The sequence below is a fragment of the Pseudomonas sp. PNPG3 genome, assembly GCF_023093815.1.
Lineage (GTDB): Bacteria > Pseudomonadota > Gammaproteobacteria > Pseudomonadales > Pseudomonadaceae > Aquipseudomonas > Aquipseudomonas asiatica.
In genome coordinates, this window is the sequence record NZ_JALLKV010000040.1 from 15,134 (window position 1) to 33,527 (window position 18,394).

General features: G+C 64.3%; 19 protein-coding genes. 5 read left to right on the forward strand and 14 right to left on the reverse strand.

The window, feature by feature from the left end:
- The first annotated feature begins 24 nt into the window (after nt 1-24).
- The 3 genes from holA to MJ643_RS21840 all read left to right on the forward strand — a co-directional run bounded on the left by holA (nt 25) and on the right by MJ643_RS21840 (nt 2,804).
- The gene (holA, locus tag MJ643_RS21830; RefSeq protein WP_024087789.1) at nt 25-1,062 is read left to right on the forward strand and encodes a DNA polymerase III subunit delta; all 1,038 of its coding nucleotides are present in this window, start codon (nt 25-27) and stop codon (nt 1,060-1,062) included.
- A gap of 203 nt (nt 1,063-1,265) precedes the next feature.
- Nucleotides 1,266-1,430, forward strand: coding sequence for an alternative ribosome rescue factor ArfA (gene arfA / locus MJ643_RS21835; RefSeq protein ID WP_003257578.1), 165 nt, complete (start codon nt 1,266-1,268; stop codon nt 1,428-1,430).
- 60 nt (nt 1,431-1,490) lie between these two features.
- A complete protein-coding gene (locus tag MJ643_RS21840; protein ID WP_013974349.1) occupies nt 1,491-2,804 on the forward strand; it encodes a lytic murein transglycosylase in 1,314 nt (437 codons plus the stop codon).
- Nucleotides 2,805-2,925: 121 nt separating this feature from the next.
- Here the strand turns inward: MJ643_RS21840 and MJ643_RS21845 are convergent, their stop codons facing one another.
- From MJ643_RS21845 to MJ643_RS21905, 13 genes are all read right to left on the reverse strand, one after another.
- The gene (locus MJ643_RS21845) at nt 2,926-3,864 is read right to left on the reverse strand and encodes an LD-carboxypeptidase (protein WP_013974350.1); all 939 of its coding nucleotides are present in this window, start codon (nt 3,862-3,864) and stop codon (nt 2,926-2,928) included.
- 87 nt (nt 3,865-3,951) lie between these two features.
- Complete coding sequence (gene lipA / locus MJ643_RS21850; RefSeq protein ID WP_003257574.1) at nt 3,952-4,968, reverse strand: lipoyl synthase; 1,017 nt, start codon at nt 4,966-4,968, stop codon at nt 3,952-3,954.
- A gap of 2 nt (nt 4,969-4,970) precedes the next feature.
- On the reverse strand, nt 4,971-5,618 hold the full coding sequence (gene lipB, locus MJ643_RS21855; protein WP_013974352.1) for a lipoyl(octanoyl) transferase LipB: 648 nt from the start codon (nt 5,616-5,618) through the stop codon (nt 4,971-4,973).
- Complete coding sequence (locus MJ643_RS21860) at nt 5,618-5,893, reverse strand: DUF493 domain-containing protein (protein ID WP_003249736.1); 276 nt, start codon at nt 5,891-5,893, stop codon at nt 5,618-5,620. Before MJ643_RS21860 ends, lipB begins: the two co-directional genes overlap by 1 nt.
- 73 nt (nt 5,894-5,966) lie before the next feature.
- Complete coding sequence (locus MJ643_RS21865) at nt 5,967-7,127, reverse strand: D-alanyl-D-alanine carboxypeptidase family protein (RefSeq protein WP_013974353.1); 1,161 nt, start codon at nt 7,125-7,127, stop codon at nt 5,967-5,969.
- A 269-nt stretch (nt 7,128-7,396) separates the two neighbouring features.
- Nucleotides 7,397-8,398 carry a septal ring lytic transglycosylase RlpA family protein gene (locus MJ643_RS21870; RefSeq protein WP_013974354.1) on the reverse strand — a complete coding sequence of 334 codons (1,002 nt, stop codon included), beginning with the start codon at nt 8,396-8,398 and terminating at the stop codon, nt 7,397-7,399.
- Nucleotides 8,398-9,408, reverse strand: a complete 1,011-nt coding sequence (mltB, locus tag MJ643_RS21875) for a lytic murein transglycosylase B (protein WP_038410161.1) — start codon at nt 9,406-9,408, stop codon at nt 8,398-8,400. Before mltB ends, MJ643_RS21870 begins: the two co-directional genes overlap by 1 nt.
- 17 nt (nt 9,409-9,425) lie before the next feature.
- Nucleotides 9,426-10,529 carry a rod shape-determining protein RodA gene (rodA, locus tag MJ643_RS21880; RefSeq protein WP_015271941.1) on the reverse strand — a complete coding sequence of 368 codons (1,104 nt, stop codon included), beginning with the start codon at nt 10,527-10,529 and terminating at the stop codon, nt 9,426-9,428.
- 38 nt (nt 10,530-10,567) lie between these two features.
- On the reverse strand, nt 10,568-12,457 hold the full coding sequence (gene mrdA / locus MJ643_RS21885; protein WP_015271942.1) for a penicillin-binding protein 2: 1,890 nt from the start codon (nt 12,455-12,457) through the stop codon (nt 10,568-10,570).
- A 16-nt stretch (nt 12,458-12,473) separates the two neighbouring features.
- Nucleotides 12,474-12,941, reverse strand: a complete 468-nt coding sequence (gene rlmH, locus MJ643_RS21890; RefSeq protein ID WP_003249722.1) for a 23S rRNA (pseudouridine(1915)-N(3))-methyltransferase RlmH — start codon at nt 12,939-12,941, stop codon at nt 12,474-12,476.
- A gap of 10 nt (nt 12,942-12,951) precedes the next feature.
- Nucleotides 12,952-13,371, reverse strand: coding sequence for a ribosome silencing factor (gene rsfS / locus MJ643_RS21895; protein WP_013974359.1), 420 nt, complete (start codon nt 13,369-13,371; stop codon nt 12,952-12,954).
- Nucleotides 13,372-13,414: 43 nt separating this feature from the next.
- Nucleotides 13,415-14,074 carry a nicotinate-nucleotide adenylyltransferase gene (gene nadD / locus MJ643_RS21900; protein ID WP_013974360.1) on the reverse strand — a complete coding sequence of 220 codons (660 nt, stop codon included), beginning with the start codon at nt 14,072-14,074 and terminating at the stop codon, nt 13,415-13,417.
- Between the two features lies 1 nt (nt 14,075).
- Nucleotides 14,076-15,347, reverse strand: a complete 1,272-nt coding sequence (locus MJ643_RS21905; RefSeq protein ID WP_003257568.1) for a glutamate-5-semialdehyde dehydrogenase — start codon at nt 15,345-15,347, stop codon at nt 14,076-14,078.
- A gap of 330 nt (nt 15,348-15,677) precedes the next feature.
- Between MJ643_RS21905 and MJ643_RS21910 the strand changes: the two genes are divergently transcribed.
- Nucleotides 15,678-16,346, forward strand: a complete 669-nt coding sequence (locus MJ643_RS21910) for a DNA-3-methyladenine glycosylase (protein ID WP_015271945.1) — start codon at nt 15,678-15,680, stop codon at nt 16,344-16,346.
- A 3-nt stretch (nt 16,347-16,349) separates the two neighbouring features.
- Nucleotides 16,350-17,666: a bifunctional DedA family/phosphatase PAP2 family protein gene (locus MJ643_RS21915; protein WP_013974363.1), complete on the forward strand. Its 1,317-nt coding sequence runs from the start codon at nt 16,350-16,352 to the stop codon at nt 17,664-17,666.
- Nucleotides 17,667-17,794: 128 nt separating this feature from the next.
- On the opposite strand, the gene MJ643_RS21920 is transcribed toward MJ643_RS21915, so the two are convergent.
- Nucleotides 17,795-18,385: an LON peptidase substrate-binding domain-containing protein gene (locus tag MJ643_RS21920; RefSeq protein WP_024087791.1), complete on the reverse strand. Its 591-nt coding sequence runs from the start codon at nt 18,383-18,385 to the stop codon at nt 17,795-17,797.
- Between the last annotated feature and the right edge of the window lie 9 nt (nt 18,386-18,394).

Below are 18,394 nucleotides of genomic sequence, written 5' to 3' on the forward strand. Positions count from 1 at the left end.
CTTCGGGTACCCCGCCTGTTTCCCATGAAGCTCGCTCCCGCCCAACTCAACAAGCACCTGCAAGGCGCCCTGGCACCGGTCTACGTGGTCAGCGGCGACGACCCGCTGCTGTGCCAGGAAGCCGCCGACGCCATCCGCAACGCCGCGCGCCAGCAGGGCTTCGACGAACGCCAGGTCTTCAGTGCCGACGCCAACTTCGACTGGGGCACCCTGCTCCAGGCTGGCGCCAGCCTGTCCCTGTTCGCCCAGCGCCGCCTGCTGGAATTGCGCCTGCCCTCGGGCAAGCCTGGTGACAAGGGCGCTGCTGCGCTGATGGAATACTGCGCCAACCCTGCCGAAGACACCTTGCTGCTGGTCAGCCTGCCCAAGCTCGACGGCAGCGCGCAGAAGACCAAGTGGGGCAAGGCGCTGATCGAAGGTGCCCACTGCCAGTTCATCCAGATCTGGCCGGTGGATGTGCACCAGCTGCCGCAGTGGATCAACCAGCGCCTGCAGCAGGCCGGCCTGTCGGCACAGCGTGACGCCGTCGACCTGATTGCCGCGCGCGTGGAAGGCAACCTGCTGGCGGCCGCACAGGAAATCGAAAAGCTCAAGCTGCTTGCCGAGGGCAACCAGATCACCGTGGAGACCGTACAGGCCGCCGTCGCCGACAGCGCCCGCTTCGATGTCTTCGGCCTGGTCGATGCCATTCTCAACGGCGAAGCTGCGCATGCCTTGCGTATGCTCGAAGGCTTGCGCGGTGAAGGCGTGGAGCCACCAGTGATTCTCTGGGCCCTGGCCCGAGAGCTGCGCCAACTGGCGGGGCTGGCCCAGCAGTTCAGCCAGGGTGTACCGCTGGACAAGGCTTTCAGCCAGGCCCGCCCACCGGTCTGGGACAAACGCCGGCCACTGGTCAGCAAGGCCCTGCAGCGCCTGTCGGCGCAGCGCTGGGCGCAGTTGCTGCAAGATGCCCAGCGTATCGATGCACAGATCAAGGGCCAGGCCGAGGGCTCGCCGTGGACTGGCCTGGCGCGCTTGTCGCTGCTGATGGCCGGCCAGCGCCTGGCACTCCCTCCCGAGTAACTGGGGCCGCTGTGGGAGCGGGCATGCCCGCGAATCAGGCGACGCGGTGGATGGCACCGGCTTCGCCGGTGTTCGCGGGCACGCCCGCTCCCACAGGGCTGCAATGCCCCCCAACATCTCGACCATATACACAATCAATTGGCCCCACCCTCCCCCAAGCCCTACAGTGCGCTGCGAAACCCACCCAACCCGGGAACCCCGCCATGAGCAAAAAGCCGAAAAAGCACGGCCCCAACAAGGCCAAGTCGATCATCGCCCAACCGCTGTTCCGCTGCCGACAGGAACAGCCGAACAAGGGCAAAGGCAGCTACCGCCGCGAAGCCTTCCAATCGAGAGATTGGGAGGCTTCCTACTTTTTGGCTGCATGAAAGCATCGAGAGCGCAGGCATGATATGGTCGTCACCTGACCTGCAATTCTGGATCTGTGAATGCTCCTCAGTCTTCTCCCCCGCTGGAAAACCCGCCAGCTGATCGCGGCCTCCAGTTTCATCCTGCTCGTGGCCTGCGCAGAAAAGCCCACCGCCGCCGATGCCCTGCCGCTGGCCCCCGCCCAGCCCACCCCTGTGGTGACCCTGCCCGGCACGACGCCTGACACCAGCACTGAAATCCAGCCTCTGCAAACCTTCGCGCAATGGCAAGCAGGCTTTCGCCAGCAAGCCCTGCAAGCCGGCATTTCGCAGGATACGTTCGACCGCGCCTTCCTCGGCGTCACCCCCGACATGGACGTGATCAAGGCCGATCGCAGCCAGCCGGAGTTCACCCGCCCCGTATGGGAATACCTCGAAGGCGCCCTGTCGCCTCTGCGCGTGCGCAACGGCAAGAAGCTGCTGGAGCAGAACGCCGAACTGCTGACCCGCATCGAGCAAAGCTATGGTGTCGATCGCCAAGTGCTGGTCGCGGTATGGGGCATGGAAAGCAACTTCGGCCAGTTTCAGGGCAACAAGTCGGTGATCCGCTCGCTGGCTACCCTGGCCTATGAGGGCCGACGCCCGCAGTTCGCCCAGGACCAGCTGATCGCCGCGCTGCAGATCATTCAGCACGGCGACATCCAGCCTGAGGCCATGCGTGGTTCGTGGGCCGGTGCCATGGGCCAGACCCAGTTCATCCCGACCACCTACAACACCCATGCCGTGGACTTCGACGGCGATGGCCGCCGCGACATCTGGAACAGCACGGCAGACGCCTTGGCCTCGACCGCGCACTATCTGCAGAGTTCGGGCTGGAAGCGTGGCCAGCCGTGGGGCTTCGAGGTACAGGTGCCGCCTGGCTTCGATTACTGGCAGGCCGATGGCGCTCTGCGCAAGCCGGTGAGCGAGTGGCTTGCGATGGGCGTGAAACTGCCTGCCGGTACCCAGTTGCCGGTGGGTAGCAACCAGCTGTCTGCCGCACTGCTGCTGCCCGCGGGCGCGCGTGGCCCGGCATTCCTGGTGCTGGACAACTTCCGCGCCATCCTCAAGTACAACAATTCGTCGTCCTACGCGCTGGCAGTAAGCCTGCTGGGTGATCGCTTCACGGGCTGGGGCTTCATTGCCGGCAGCTGGCCGAAAGAAGACCTGCCCCTCAGCCGCAGCGAGCGCATGGAGCTGCAGAACCTGCTGAACAGCAATGGGCACGAAGCCGGCAATGCCGATGGCATCATTGGCGCCAATACCCGCAAGGCGATCCGCAATGCCCAGCAGGGGCTGGGGTGGCCGGCGGATGGGTATCCGACCCACAAGCTGCTCGAGAGCCTGCGCAAATAGTAAGATTGCTGGGGGCGCGTTGCGCCCCTTTCGCGACACAAGGCCGCTCCCACAAGCGATAGCACTTCTCCTGTGGGAGCGGCCTTGTGTCGCGATGGGCTGCAAAGCAGCCCCGACAATCTCAAGCCTTGAACAAATCCTGCTCCAACACCAATGTCTGCCTCCCGCTATCCAGCATTACCTGAGCCCCCAACGGCAAGCACACATTCGGGTCACAATGCCCACTGCGCCACCCGGCCAGCACCGGTACACCCAGCGGCGCGAAGATATCCTCCAGCAGAGGCGTCAACGCCGCAGTGGTAATCCCGGCAAAGTCCCCCACCAGCACACCCTTCACCCCCTCCAGCTTGCCTGCCAGGCGCAGCTGGGTCAGCAAGCGATCCACCCGGTAAAGCGGCTCGTTGACGTCCTCAATGAACAGGATGCAGCCCTGCGTATCCAGTTCGGCAATCGTCCCCAGGGTCGCGCCCAACATCGACAGGTTGCCGCCCAGCAGCGGCCCGCTGGCCACCCCATGCAGCACGCTGCTCAATGCGAAGTCAGCAGGGTGCACGATCTGCTCCCCTGCCCGCACATGCCCACCCAGCTGCGCCAGCAACGAAGTCTCGGTTGGCGGCAACTTGGCCCCCAGCAGGTCGGCATTGAGCATCCCGCCATGAAAGGTGAGCAGCCCGGTATGCCGGTAGATCGCCGTGTGCAGCGCGGTTATGTCGCTGTAACCGATCAGCGGCTTGGGGTTGCACCGGATCAGTTCGAAATCGAGTTGGTCGAGCAGCCGCATGCTACCGTACCCCCCACGCATGCACAGAATGGCGTCGATAGCCGGGTCGGCAAAGGCATCATGCAGGTCCTGTAACCGCTGCCGGTCCGGCCCCGCCAGATAGCCCTGGGCCTGAAGGGCTCCCGGATAGATGCGGCAGCTGTAGCCTCTATCAACGAACCACTGGTTGACCTTGTGCGTATCCAGCCGCGCCGCGCCCGCCGGGGCGACAATGGCAAAACAGGCATCACGCGGCAGCGCGGCTGGCAGGCTGGGTTGGAAGGTTTCGGCGCAATTCATCGCGGCTCCTTGCAGCGCGTGTGGCACAAACAAAAATGCCGATGCGGCCCTTCGGCGCGCATCGGCATGCGTGGCTCTGTGCTTGGCTCAGAGCTTGATCTTGGCTTCGTGAGCCTGCTGGTCAGCGTGGTACGAAGAACGCACCAACGGGCCGGAAGCGACGTTCTTGAAGCCCATCTTGTAACCTTCCTCGGCGAACCAGGCGAAGGTGTCCGGGTGGACAAACCGCTGCACCGGCAGGTGGCTGCGCGACGGCTGAAGGTACTGGCCGAGGGTGAGCATGTCGATGTCATGCTCGCGCATGCGGTGCATCACTTCGATCACTTCCTCATCGGTTTCGCCCAGGCCGAGCATCAGGCCCGACTTGGTCGGTACGTGCGGCACCAGCTGCTTGAACTTCTGCAGCAGGTCCAGCGACCAGTCGTAGTCCGAACCCGGGCGTGCGGCCTTGTACAGGCGCGGCACGGTCTCGAGGTTGTGGTTGAACACATCCGGCGGCTCTTGCGCGGTGATCTCCAGGGCAATATCCATGCGCCCACGGTAGTCCGGCACCAGGGTTTCCAGCTGTACGCCCGGCGACAGCGCACGGATTTCGCGGATGCAGTCGGCAAAGTGCTGGGCACCACCGTCACGCAGGTCGTCGCGGTCCACCGAGGTGATCACCACGTACTTCAGGCGCAGGTCGGCGATGGCGATGGCCAGGTTCTTCGGCTCGTCCAGGTCCAGCGGTTTCGGCCGGCCGTGGCCAACGTCGCAGAACGGGCAACGACGGGTGCAGATGTCACCCATGATCATGAAGGTGGCGGTACCACCGGAGAAGCACTCGCCGAGGTTCGGGCAGGATGCCTCTTCGCATACGCTATGCAGCTTGTGCTTGCGCAGCAGCTGCTTGATGCGGTCTACCTCGGGCGACACCGGGATACGCACGCGGATCCAGTCGGGCTTCTTCGGCAGCTCTTCGGTGGGGATGATCTTCACCGGGATGCGCGCCACCTTTTCGGCACCACGCAGCTTGACCCCGGCTTCCACCTTCTTCGGCGCTGGGCGCGGGGTGGCATCCTGGGTAGGTATCAGGTTCGGCACGGCTTCTTGCACAGTTGTCATATTCAGTCGATTCCGCCCGTGAGGGTCGTCTGCTCAGCGTAGTCGAGGTGCTTGACCAGCTGTCCGCGCAGCCTTGTCCTGACCTCGTCGAGTTCGATCGGACCTGCCAGGTCGCGCAGCTGGGTCATCGCCAGCCCCGCATAGCCGCAGGGGTTGATTCGGCGGAATGGCGCGAGGTCCATGTCCACGTTCAGGGCAAGGCCGTGGAACGAACGGCCGTTGCGGATTCGCAGGCCGAGGGAGGCGATTTTCGCTCCGTCGACATAGACGCCCGGGGCATCGGGCTTGGCCGCGGCCTGGACATCGTAACTGGCGAGCAGGTCGATGAGGGTCTGCTCGATACGGCTGACCAGCTCACGCACGCCAAAGCCCAGCCGGCGCACATCCAGCAGCAGGTAGGCCACCAGCTGCCCGGGGCCATGGTAGGTCACCTGGCCACCGCGATCGGTCTGCACTACCGGGATGTCGCCCGGCACCAGCAGGTGCTCGGCCTTGCCGGCCTGGCCCTGGGTGAAGACCGCGGGGTGCTCGACCAGCCAGACTTCATCCTGGCTGTCCGGGCTACGCTGCTCGGTGAAGCGACGCATGGCCTCCAGCACCGGTTCGTAGGGCTGCAGGCCAAGCTCGCGAAAACCGAGGCAGGCGGACATCAGAGCACCATTTTCACGATGCCGGTAGCGCGCAGGGCGCTGTTGATATCGTGCAGCTGGTTCTCGCTTTCGGCAACGATGTGCAATTGCACGGTGGTGTACTTGCCTTCCTTGCTCTGGCGCTCGGCCAGGGTGGAAAGGTCGACCTTCGCGTGCTTGCTCAGGATCTCGATCACCGTGTCCTTGAAGCCGACAACGGTGTCACCGATGACCTTGATCGGGTAATCGTCGCAGGGGAATTCGATCTTGTGCGACTTGACGTCTGGTTCGCTCATGGCGGAAACGGCCTCGTAAGCCGTGGCAACAACAACGCCCCCGCAGGATACGCGGGGGCATGCAGGTCACGTATCAGTTGAACAACCCGTAGAAGAATAGACGGATGCTATCCCACATACGGCGGAAGAAACCACCTTCCTCGACGCCATCGAGGGCGATCAGGTCGGCGCTGTGAACCACTTTCTCGTCCAGTTTGACTTCCACTTTGCCGATCACGTCACCTTTGGCGATTGGCGCGGTGAGCTGCGGGTTCATGGTCATCGAAGCCTGCAGGCGCTTCAATTGGCCTTTAGGCATAGTCAGGGTCAGGTCGTTGGCCAGGCCAGCTTTCACTTCGCCAGTCGCGCCCTTCCAGACCGGCGACTTGGTCAGCTCGGTACCCTTCTGGTAGAAGGTCTGGGTTTCGAAGAAGCGGAAGCCATAGGTCAGCAGCTTCTGGGTCTCGGCAGCACGCGACTGCTCGCTGTTGGTGCCGAAGACCACGGCGATCAGGCGCTGGCCATCGCGAACGGCCGAAGCCACCATGCAGTAGCCGGCTTCGTCGGTGTGGCCGGTCTTCAGGCCGTCGACAGTCTTGTCACGCCACAGCAGCAGGTTGCGGTTTGGCTGCTTGATGTTGTTCCAGAAGAACTCTTTCTGCGAGTAGATGGCGTAGTGGGCCGGGTCGACGTTGATGATCGCACGGGCCAGGGTAGCCATGTCGTGGGCCGACGAGTAATGGTCCGGGTGCGGTAGGCCGGTCGGGTTCATGAAGTGGCTGTTGGCCATGCCCAGGTCGGCAGCGGTCTTGTTCATCATGTCGGCGAAGGCGTCTTCGCTGCCGGCGATGTGCTCGGCCAGGGCAACCGAGGCGTCGTTGCCGGACTGGATGATGATGCCGTGCAGCAGGTCGCTGACGGTCACCTGGCTGCCCACCTTGATGAACATGCGCGAACCGCCGGTCCGCCAGGCGTTTTCGCTGACGGTAACCGGGTCGTTTTCACCGATCTGGCCGCGACGGATGTCCAGGGTGGCGATGTAGGCCGTCATCAGCTTGGTCAGGCTGGCAGGCGGCAGGCGCTCGTCACCGTTGTTCTCGACCAGCACGTTGCCGCTGGACGCATCCATGAGTACGTAGGACTTGGCTGCCAGTTGCGGTGGCGCCGGCGTCATCTGCTCAGCCGCGAAGGCGGCAGGCGTGATCATCAGCAGTACGGGCAGGCAAAGTCGTTTGGCAAGGTTGGTGATGTTCATCCGTCTCTCGAAAATCGCTAATGGTCTGATGTTCCCTGGGCAAGATCATGTGCCCAGCGCCAGTCAGTCTAGTTTTTGCGGCCGTAGGCCTGGCTCGCAATGTGCGGCTTTATGTCGCTGCGGGCAAAAGCCGACATTGTACATGCCCGCGCCCGTCAATTCATGACAAAACCGACAGTTTGGTGTTGCCTTCTTCGCGGGCGCGCCCGCTCCCACAGGGTTTCGCATGCCCTGTGGGAGCGGGCGTGCCCGCGAAGAAGGCAACGCGGTCAGTCAGCTGTGACCAGCTTGGCCTGCCCAAGGTTCGCCAGGCGGATGCTGTCCTGCGCTTGCTGGATCTCGCCCTGGCTGTTGATCGGCCCGAGGCGCACGCGGTGCAGGGTCTGCTGGTTACGCACGATCGAGCTGATGAACACTGGCGCGCTGACCATGCTGCTGAGCTTGGAGCGCAGCAGTTCGGCGGCGTCCGGGTTGGCGAAGGCACCCACCTGCAGGAAGCTGCCGCCACTGCCGGCCGGCACGTTGTTGCCGGCCACCTGCACCGGCACCACCGGCGCCGCATGCTGCTGGGGCGGCGGGGTCCATTGCTCGACGCGCCCGGTACTGGCCGGGATCGCCTGGGTCTGGGCCACCTGGGGCTCCTTGAGCACCATCGGTGGTGTCTGGCCACGCTGGGCCCACCACTGCTGCGGGTCGATACCTTCGACGCGCACGTGCGCGGTGCCAATCTCGGCATAACCGAGTTTTTTCGCCGCGGCATAGGACAAGTCGATGATGCGGTCCGAATAGAACGGCCCACGGTCGTTCACCCGCAGGATTACGCTACGGCCGTTGGCCAGGTTGGTCACCCGCACGTAGGCCGGCAGCGGCAGGGTCTTGTGCGCCGCGCTCATGCCGTACAGGTCGTACAGCTCGCCGTTGGCGGTGTTCTGGCCGTGGAACTTGGTGCCGTACCACGACGCGGTGCCCTCCGCGCGATAGTTGCGCGAGTCCTGCATCGGGTAGTAGGTCTTGCCCAGCACCGTGTACGGGTTGGCCTTGTAGTTGCCGGTGTGCACGGTTGGCGTGGCGTCGGGGATCTTGTTCACATCCACGTCCCACCACGGCGCGCCGTCCTTGTGCGCGCGGTTGATGTCCAGGCCCGGCTGGGTGCGCACCACGTTGCCACTGCTTTGCTGGGGCGGGCGGTTGGACGAACAGCTGGCCAGCACCACGCCCACGGCGAGGCAGGTGAGCAGCTTGAAAGACTTGCCAGAGATGATTGCGCGCATTACTTGACGCCCCGTGCTTGAACCAGCTGTTCCGATAGCTGATGCACCGCCATGGCATACATCACGCTGCGGTTGTAGCGAGTGATCGCGTAGAAGTTCTTCAGGCCCATCCAGTACTCGGGGCCATTGTCGCCCTCGAGACGGAAGGCGGTAACCGGCAGATCATCGCGCAACGAATCATGGACCGACCAGCCAAGCGTGCGCAACTCCCCAACGGTTTTTACCGGCTCGATGCCGGTGGTCAGGCCTTCGTCGGCGCGCCCACCGTCCACCCAGGCGCGGCTGACCACACCTTCGCCGGCCACCCAGCCGTGGCGCTTGAAGTAGCTGGCCACGCTGCCAATGGCGTCGTCCGGGTTGTTCCAGATATTGATGTGGCCGTCGCCGTCGAAGTCCACCGCGAAGTTGCGGAAGCTGCTCGGCATGAACTGCGGCAGGCCCATTGCACCAGCATAGGAGCCTTTGAGCGTCAGCGGGTCGAGCTGTTCCTCACGGGCCAGCAGCAGGAATTCGCGCAGCTCCTTGCGGAAGAACTCCGCCCGTGGCGGGTAGTCGAAGCCCAAGGTCGACAAGGCATCGATCACCCGGTAGTTACCGGTGTTGCGGCCAAAGAAGGTTTCCACGCCGATGATGGCAACGATGTACTGCGCCGGCACGCCATATTCCTGCTCGGCACGGGCCAGCACCGCCTCGTGCTGGCGCCAGAAGTCCACACCGCGGGCAATACGCGCGTCAGTGATGAACATCGGCCGGTAGTCCTTCCACGGCTTTACCCGTTCGGCCGGGCGCGAAATGGCGTCGAGGATCGACTGTTTGCGCTGCACCTCCGCGAACACACCCATCAGCTGCTCAGGGGCAAAGCCATAGTCGCGGCTCATTTCGCCAACGAACTGGGCCACCTGCGGCGAGCCCTGATAATCGCCGGCATGGGCCAGCTGTACAGCGCCGAACAGGCCCACCGCGCCGATCCACGGCGCACAACGGGCAGCCCAGTTACGCACTGCTTGCATGAAATTCTTCACCTTATTCAAACCTGAGCGATCCATTTGCGGTGCGTGTGGATCGACATCAGAACGCCAAACGCTGACAGCAGCGTCACCAACGAAGTTCCGCCATAGCTGATGAAGGGCAGCGGCACGCCCACCACGGGCAGAAGGCCGCTGACCATACCGATATTGACGAACACGTACACAAAGAAGGTCATGGTCAGGCTTCCCGCCAGCAGCTTGCCGAACAGGGTCTGCGCCTGGGCAGTGATCATCAGGCCACGACCGATCAGCAGCAGGTAGACGATCAGCAGCAGGCAGATGCCGACCAGGCCGAATTCCTCGCCGAGCACCGCGATGATGAAGTCTGTGTGGCTTTCCGGCAGGAAATCCAGATGCGACTGGGTGCCGAGCAGCCAGCCCTTGCCGAAAACACCGCCCGAGCCGATCGCCGCCTTCGACTGGATGATGTTCCAGCCAGTGCCCAACGGGTCGCTTTCCGGGTCGAGGAAGGTTAGTACCCGTTGCTTCTGGTAGTCATGCATGACGAAGAACCACATCGCCACCGCCACTGGCACCGCAGCCGCCAGTACGCTGAGGATCCAGCGCCAGCGCAGGCCGCCCATGAACAGCACGAAAGCCCCGGAGGCGAGGATCAGCAGCGCCGTACCCAGGTCGGGCTGGCGCACGATCAGGATGAACGGCACGCCGATCAGCACCAGGCTGATCGCCACATGCTTCAGATGCGGCGGCAACGTGCGCTTGGACAGGTACCAGGCGATGGTCGCCGGCATGATGATCTTCATGAACTCCGAGGGCTGGAAGCGGATCACCCCGGGGATGTTGATCCAGCGCGTGGCGCCCATGGCGTTGTGGCCCATCACGTCCACCACCACCAGCAACAGCACCCCGGCCAGGTAGGCCAGCGGCACCCAGCGAGCCATGAAGCGCGGCTCCAGCTGGGCGATGATGAACATCGACACCAGGCCGATGCCGAACGAGGTGGCCTGCTTGAGCAGCAGGTCCCAGTTCTTGCCACTGGCCGAATACAGGACGAACAGGCTGCCGGCCGCGAGGGTCAGCAGAATGATCAGCAAAGGGCCGTCGACGTGGATGCGCTGCAGAAAGCTGGCGCGCCGACGCATCACATCCTCGCTGGAGAGCATGCGATCGAAATTGTTCATCACAGGGCTGATTCCTGGGTAACGGTGGCAGGCGCGAACTCGGGCTTGAGCCGGCCGTTTTCGTCGAGCAACCAGGCGTCCATCACCTGGCGCACCACTGGGGCGGCAACGCCCGAGCCGGACTCACCGTTCTCGACCATCACCGAAACCACGATCTTCGGGTCCTCGGCCGGGGCGAAGGCGACGAACAGGGCGTGGTCGCGGTGGCGCTCCTGAAGCTTGTTGCGGTCGTACTTCTCGCCCTGCTTGATTGCCACCACCTGGGCGGTACCACTCTTGCCGGCAATGCGGTACTGCGAGCCGATGGCCGCCTTGCGTGCGGTACCGCGGGCGTTGTGCATCACCTGCTCCATGCCATGGGTGACCTTGGCCCAGTCGGACTTGTCACGCAGCACGATGTTTTCCATGGGGTTGTCGTCCACCGGCGGCTGGCCTTCGATGGTCTTGGCCAGGTGCGGGCGGTTCCACACGCCCTTGTTGGCGATCAGCGCAGTGGCCTGGGCCAGTTGCAGCGGCGTGGCCTGCATGTAGCCCTGGCCGATGCCTAGGATCAGGGTTTCGCCGGGGAACCAGGCCTGGCGGCGGGTGGCGCGCTTCCATTCACGCGATGGCATCAGCCCGGCGGATTCCTCGAACATGTCGAGGGAAACCCGCTGGCCGATGCCGAACTTGTTCATGTAGCTGGACAGCCGATCGATGCCCATCTTGTGGGCAAGGTCGTAGAAGTAGGTGTCGTTGGAGCGCATGATCGCGGTGTCCAGGTCGACCCAGCCATCGCCCGAACGGTTCCAGTTACGGTATTTGTGGTCGTAGTTGGGCAACTGGTAGTAGCCCGGGTCGAACACCCGGCTGCCGGCATTGACCACGCCGCTGTCCAGGCCGGCGATGGCCACCGCCGGCTTGATGGTCGAACCTGGCGGGTACAGGCCGCGCAGCACGCGGTTGAACAGCGGTCGGTCGATCGAGTCGCGCAGTTCGGCATAGGCCTTGAAGCCGATGCCGGTGACGAACAGGTTGGGGTCGAAGCTGGGCTGGCTGACCATCGCCAGCACCTCGCCGGTACGCGGGTCGAGCGCCACCACCGCACCACGCCGGCCACCCAGGGCAGCCTCGGCGGCCTCCTGCAGCTTGATGTCCAGGCTCAGCACGATGTCCTTGCCCGGTTTCGGGTCGGTGCGCTTGAGCACCCGCAGCACGCGGCCGCGGGCGTTGGTCTCGACTTCCTCGTAGCCCACCTGGCCATGCAGGTCGGCTTCGTAGAAGCGTTCGATGCCGGTCTTGCCGATGTGGTGGGTGCCGCTGTAGTTCACCGGGTCGAGGGTTTTCAGCTCTTTCTCGTTGATCCGCCCCACATACCCCACCGAATGGGCAAAATGCGCGCCCTGCGGGTAATGGCGCACCAACTGGGCCACCACTTCCACGCCCGGCAGGCGGAACTGGTTCACCGCCACACGGGCGATCTGCTCTTCGTTGAGTTCGAACAGGATCGGCACCGGCTCGAACGGCCTGCGGCCCTGGCGCATGCGCTTCTCGAACAGGGCGCGGTCGTCGGGCGTCAACTCCAGCACTTCGACGATGGTATCCAGCACTTCCTGCCAGTTACCCGCACGTTCGCGGGTCATCGACAGGCTGAAGCTGGGCCGGTTGTCGGCGACGATCACCCCGTTGCGGTCAAAGATCAGCCCGCGGGTCGGCGGGATCGGCTGCACATGCACCCGGTTGTTCTCCGACAGCGTCGAGTGATAGTCGTGCTGGATGACCTGCAGGTAGTACAGACGCGCAATCAGCACGCAGATAAGCAGCATGATCGCGACTGCGCCGACCACGACGCGGTTGCGCACCAGGCGGGCGTCTTTCTCGTGGTCCTTGAGACGGATCGGCTGCGACATCGGACTGCTTACAGGCTCATTTATGGTAAGGATGCCCGGACAGCACGGTCCAGGCGCGGTAGATCTGCTCGCCGATGAGTATCCTTACCAATGGGTGCGGCAAGGTCAGCGGCGACAGCGACCAGCGTTGCTCGGCGCGCGCACAGACCTCGGGCGCCAGGCCTTCCGGGCCGCCCACCATCAAATTCACCGTGCGCGCATCCAGGCGCCAGCGGTCCAGCTCGGTCGCCAGCTGCTCGGTACTCCAGGGCTTGCCATGGACCTCGAGGGTGACGATGCGTTCCCCTGGCTGAACCTTGCTCAGCATGGCTTCGCCCTCCTGACGGATCAGGCGGGCGACGTCGGCATTCTTGCCACGAGTGTTCAGCGGGATTTCCACCAGCTCCAGCGACAGCTCGGCGGGCAGGCGCTTGGCATATTCATGCCAGCCTTCCTCGACCCACTTCGGCATGCGCGAGCCGACCGCGATCAGGCGCAGACGCACAGCGCTTTCCTTATTCCCGGTCCTTGAGCTTGTCGGAGTACTCGTGGGCATGGTCCGGGCTGTGGTGCTTGCCATCGGCGGCACGGCTTTGCTCGGCCCCCTGCCACAGGCGCTCCAGGTCGTAGAACTGGCGGGCAGCGGCGGTCATCATGTGCACGATGACGTCGTTCAGGTCCAGCAGTACCCAGTCGCTGTCGCCCTTGCCTTCTTCACCCAGCGGCTGGGCGCCCTTGGCCTTGACCGCTTCGCGGACCTTTTCCAGCATCGCGTTGATCTGGCGGTTGGAGGTACCGGTGGCAATGATCATGTAGTCGGTCAGGCTGTGCTTTTCGCGCACGTCGATGACCTGGATGTCCTGGGCCTTGACGTCTTCCAGCGCTGCCTTGGTCAGGGCGACCAGTTCTTCGCCGTGGATTTTCTGCTTGGTCATATAAAACTCGTTCAACTCGTTGGATGAGGCGCCAGAGGCACCGTCAGTTAGGTGCACGATACAGTTCGTGCGCCTCGATGTAGGCCAGTACGGCGTCCGGCACCAGGAACCTCACCGATTTGCCGCTGGCCAGCAGCTGTCGGATCTGTGTAGCCGACACCGCAAGCGGCGTCTGCCAGACGAACGAAATGTTTCCCGCCGGGCCGGACAAGGCGGTGGGATCGCTCTCCGAGCGCGCAGCCAGCAGGTTGCGCAGCTCGTCAGGGGGTTCTACGTCGGCATCCGGGCGTTGCAGCACCAGGATGTGACAGTGTTGCAGCAATTCTTCCCAGCGGTGCCAGCCGGGCAGGCCACAGAAGGCATCCCAGCCCAGCACCAGGAACAACTGGTCGCCAGCGGCCAGTTCGGCGCGGATCGATTCCAGCGTGTCTATGGTGTACGACGGTTTGTCGCGCGCCAGTTCGCGGGCATCCACGCTCAGGCAGGGCACGCCCTGTACAGCGCCTTGCACCATGGCCAGGCGGTCCTGCGCGGCCACCTGCGGGGTGTCGCGGTGCGGCGGCCGGGCGTTGGGCAGCAGGCGCAGCTCGTCCAGCCCCATGAACTCGGCCACTTCCAGCGCGCTGCGCAGGTGGCCGATGTGCACGGGGTCGAAGGTGCCGCCAAGAATGCCGATGCGCCGGACTGCCTGGGCCTTGCTCAACTCAGCAGGACTCCTGGCCGCGCAGCTGGCCGTCACCGATCACCACGTACTTCTCGCAGGTCAGGCCTTCCAGGCCGACCGGGCCGCGGGCATGCAGCTTGTCGGTGGAAATGCCGATTTCCGCACCCAGGCCGTACTCGAAGCCGTCGGCGAAGCAGGTCGGGGTATTGAGCATGACCGACGCCGAGTCGACCTCGGCCATGAACTGACGGGCTTCACCCTGGTGTTCGCTGATGATCGAGTCGGTATGGTGCGAGCCATAGTGGTTGATGTGCTCGATGGCCTGGTCCAGCCCATCGACCACGCGAATCGACAGGATCGCGTCCAGGTATTCGGTGTGCCAGTCGGCCTCGGTGGCGGGCTTGGCGTCGATGATCGCCCGGGTGCGCTCGCAGCCACGCAGCTCGACGCCCTTCTCCTGGAAGCGACTGGCCATTTCCGGCAGGAAGCGCTCGGCCACCTGCTGGTCGACCAGCAGCGTTTCCATGGCACCACAGATGCCATAGCGGTAAGTCTTGGCGTTGAACGCAACGCGCCAGGCCTTGTCCAGGTCGGCGTGCTGGCTGACATAGACGTGGCAGATACCGTCCAGGTGCTTGATCACTGGCACGCGGGCATCGCGGCTGATGCGTTCGATCAGGCCACGGCCACCGCGCGGCACGATGACGTCGACGAATTCCGGCATGCTGATCAGCGCGCCCACGGCTTCGCGGTCGGTAGTCTCGACCACCTGCACCACGGCTGCCGGCAGGCCGGCGGCGGCCAGGCCACGCTGGATGCAGGTGGCGATGGCGCGGTTGGAGTGGATGGCTTCGGAGCCGCCACGCAGGATGGTCGCGTTACCCGACTTCAGGCACAGGCTGGCGGCATCGATGGTCACGTTCGGGCGCGATTCGTAGATGATCCCGATCACCCCCAGCGGCGTGCGCATCTTGCCGACCTGGATACCGGATGGGCGGTAGCTCATGTCGCGGATGGCACCGACCGGGTCCGGCAGGCCAGCCACCTGGCGAAGGCCGGTGATCATGCCGTCGATACGCGCCGGGGTCAGCGCCAGGCGGTCGAGCAGCGCGGGCTCCAGGCCGTTGGCACGGCCGGCGGCCAGGTCCAGCTCGTTGGCTGCGGTCAGCTCGGCACGAGCGGCGTCCAGTGCGTCGGCGGCAGCTTGCAGGGCGCGGTTCTTCTGCGCGGTGCTGGCACGGCCGATCACCCGGGAAGCCTCACGGGCAGCGCGACCCAGGCGGGTCATATAGTCAAGAACGGACTCAGTCATGGGTTCGGTGTCTTGGCGAAGGGGAAATCGGCTGATTATAACTGGCGCGCAGGTGTACGCCCAGCGGCGGGTGGCGGATGGTAGAAAATGGCTGGGGGCATTGTGTAGGAAAGATGTAACCGGGGTTATCGAAATTTCTATCTCCTATCAGGGCCTTTTCGCGGGTAAACCCGCTCCCACAGGGATTGCACAAGGCCTGGGACCTCCGAGGTACCTGTGGGAGCGGGCGAGCCCGCGAAAGGGCCGGCCCTGCCAACATCCCACTCGATTCAGCCTCGATTAAGCTATTCATTGCTATCATCCCCGCCGTCCCAGCCACGAACCGCCCGCATGCCAGCCTTGCCCGACAGCTTTTTCGACCGCGACGCCCAGACCTTGGCCAAGGCCCTGCTGGGCAAAGTCATCCGCCATCGCCACGGCGACCTGTGGCTGGCCGCGCGCATCATCGAGACCGAGGCCTACTACCTCACCGACAAAGGTAGCCACGCCTCGCTCGGCTACACCGAAAAGCGCAAGGCGCTGTTCCTCGATGGCGGGCACATCTATATGTACTACGCCCGCGGCGGGGACTCGCTGAACTTCAGCGCCCACGGGCCAGGCAACGCGGTGCTCATCAAGTCGGCCTATCCTTGGCAGGACGCCCGCTCGGGGCCGAACAGCCTGGCACAGATGCAACTGAACAACCCCGATGCGAGCGGCAACCTCCGCCCGCCCGAGCGCCTGTGCGCGGGGCAGACCTTGCTGTGCCGGGCCCTGGGCCTGAAGGTGCCGCACTGGGACGCCCAGCGTTTTGACGCCGAGCGCCTGTACGTGGAGGATTGCGGCAACATCGTGCCACGGGTGATCCAGGCCGCCCGCCTGGGCATCCCGCATGGCCGCGACGAGCACCTGCCCTACCGTTTCGTCGATGCCGAATACGCCCGTTTCTGCACGCGGAACCCGTTACGTCGCGGCCAAGTCGAAGGCCGCGACTTCTTCATTCTGGAACAAGGAAGCTGAACCATGGGCCAATGGCTCGACAGCCTGACTGGCTGGCTCAGCGCCAACCCGCAGTGGCTTGGCCTGGCGATATTCCTGGTGGCCTGCATCGAGTGCCTGGCCATTGCCGGCATCATAGTGCCAGGCACCGTGCTGCTGTTCGCGGTCGCGGTACTGGCCGGCAGCGGCGCCTTCAGCCTGGGCGAAACTCTGCTGCTGGGCTTTCTCGGTGGCCTGGTGGGCGATGCGTTGTCGTACACGGTGGGCAAGTACTTCCACCAGAACATTCGCAGGCTGCCCCTGCTGCGCCACCATCCGGAATGGATCGGCAGCGCCGAGGCCTACTTCCAGCGCTACGGCATCGCCAGCCTGCTGGTAGGGCGCTTCATCGGGCCGCTGCGGCCTATGCTGCCAATGGTCGCCGGCATGTTCGACATGCCGCTGCCGCGGTTCATCGCCGTCAGCCTGGTGGCCGGTGCCGGCTGGGCAGTGGCCTACCTGCTGCCCGGCTGGGCTACCGGCGCAGCCATGCGCCTGCCCTTGCCGGAAGGCTTCTGGCTGGATGCCGGGATCATCGCCGGCACCCTGGCAGTCATCATCGGGCTGAGCCTGAACACCAGCATTCGTGATCAACGCCACGGTACCCGGCTGATCGCCGGCATGAGTTTCCTGGCCTTGGCCGGGGTCTTCCTCGGCTGGCCCTACCTGCACGAGTTCGACCAGGGCGTGATGACACTGGTGCAGGAGCACCGCAGCCAGGCCATCGATGGCGCCGTGGTGCTGGTGACCCGGCTGGGCGATTTCCGCACTCAGTTATTCCTCGGCGGGCTGCTGACGGGCCTGCTGCTGCTTGCCCGGCAGTGGCGGCATGCCATGTTCGCTGCGGGCGCACTGATGGGTACGGCGTTTGCCAACGGCACGCTGAAGTGGCTGTTCGCCCGGGCCCGCCCGGAAGTGCTGAGCGACCCGCTGACCAGCTACAGCATGCCCAGTGGGCACAGTTCGGCGTCGTTTGCGTTCTTCCTGGTAATGGCAGTGCTGGCCGGTCGCGGTCAGCCGCCGCGAATGCGCCTCACCTGGGTGATGCTGGGCTGCATTCCAGCGCTGGCGATTGCCCTGTCACGGGTGTACCTCGGGGCGCACTGGCCGACCGACATCCTCGCCGGGGCCTTGCTGGCGTGCTGCGTGTGCGCGCTCAGCCTGGCACTGGCGCAACGTCACCAGACACTCCCGGCCTTGCCGCTGCGGGTGTGGTGGCTGGTGTTGCCGGCGTGTGTCGCGTTGCTGGCGTTCTTTGCCATGCATGCGCTGCCACAGGCTTTGCTGCGGTATCAATATTGATGTCGCCTGTACCGGCCTCTTCGCGGGTAAACCCGCTTCCACAGAGATAGCGCCGTTCTCAGGCTTGATGCAGTACCTGTGGGAGCGGGTTTACCCGCGAAGAGGCCGGCACTGCCAACACATCACTATCAGGCAAACAATTCACCCTGAATCCGCTCCAGCAGCTTCTGGATTTCCCCCAACCGCTCCTGTGGCGAGTCGAGGGTCAGCAGATCCAGCTTGTCCTCTTCCATGAAGGGCAGCAGGTACGCCAACTGGTTGGCCAACGTCTGGCGCCCGTCCACAGGCCGCGGCATGTCCAGGGCTTCGACCATCGGGTGTTCACCCAGGGCCACCAGCAGCGCCAGCAGGTCTTCGTCCGCCTCGAGCAACGGGCTGTCCGCCTGCTCCGGCAGCCATTGCACCTGCCCCAACAGCAACTGGTCCTTCTGCACCTCGGTGCTTTCCAGGTTGAAGCGCCGCACGCCTTCGACGCGGATACCCAGCAAGCCGTTATCCTGCTGCACGAAGTCACGGATCACCGCCTCGCAGCCGATCGAGGCGACCACCGGCGGCGCCTTGCCGAACTGCTCGCCTTCGAGGATGCACACCACACCAAAACCTTCGCCCCGCTTCATGCAGCGCCCGATCATGTCCAGATAGCGTGCCTCGAAAATCTGCAAATCGAGGAAACAACCAGGAAACAGCACGGTATTGAGAGGAAACAGCGGTAGCGTCATCACAAGTCC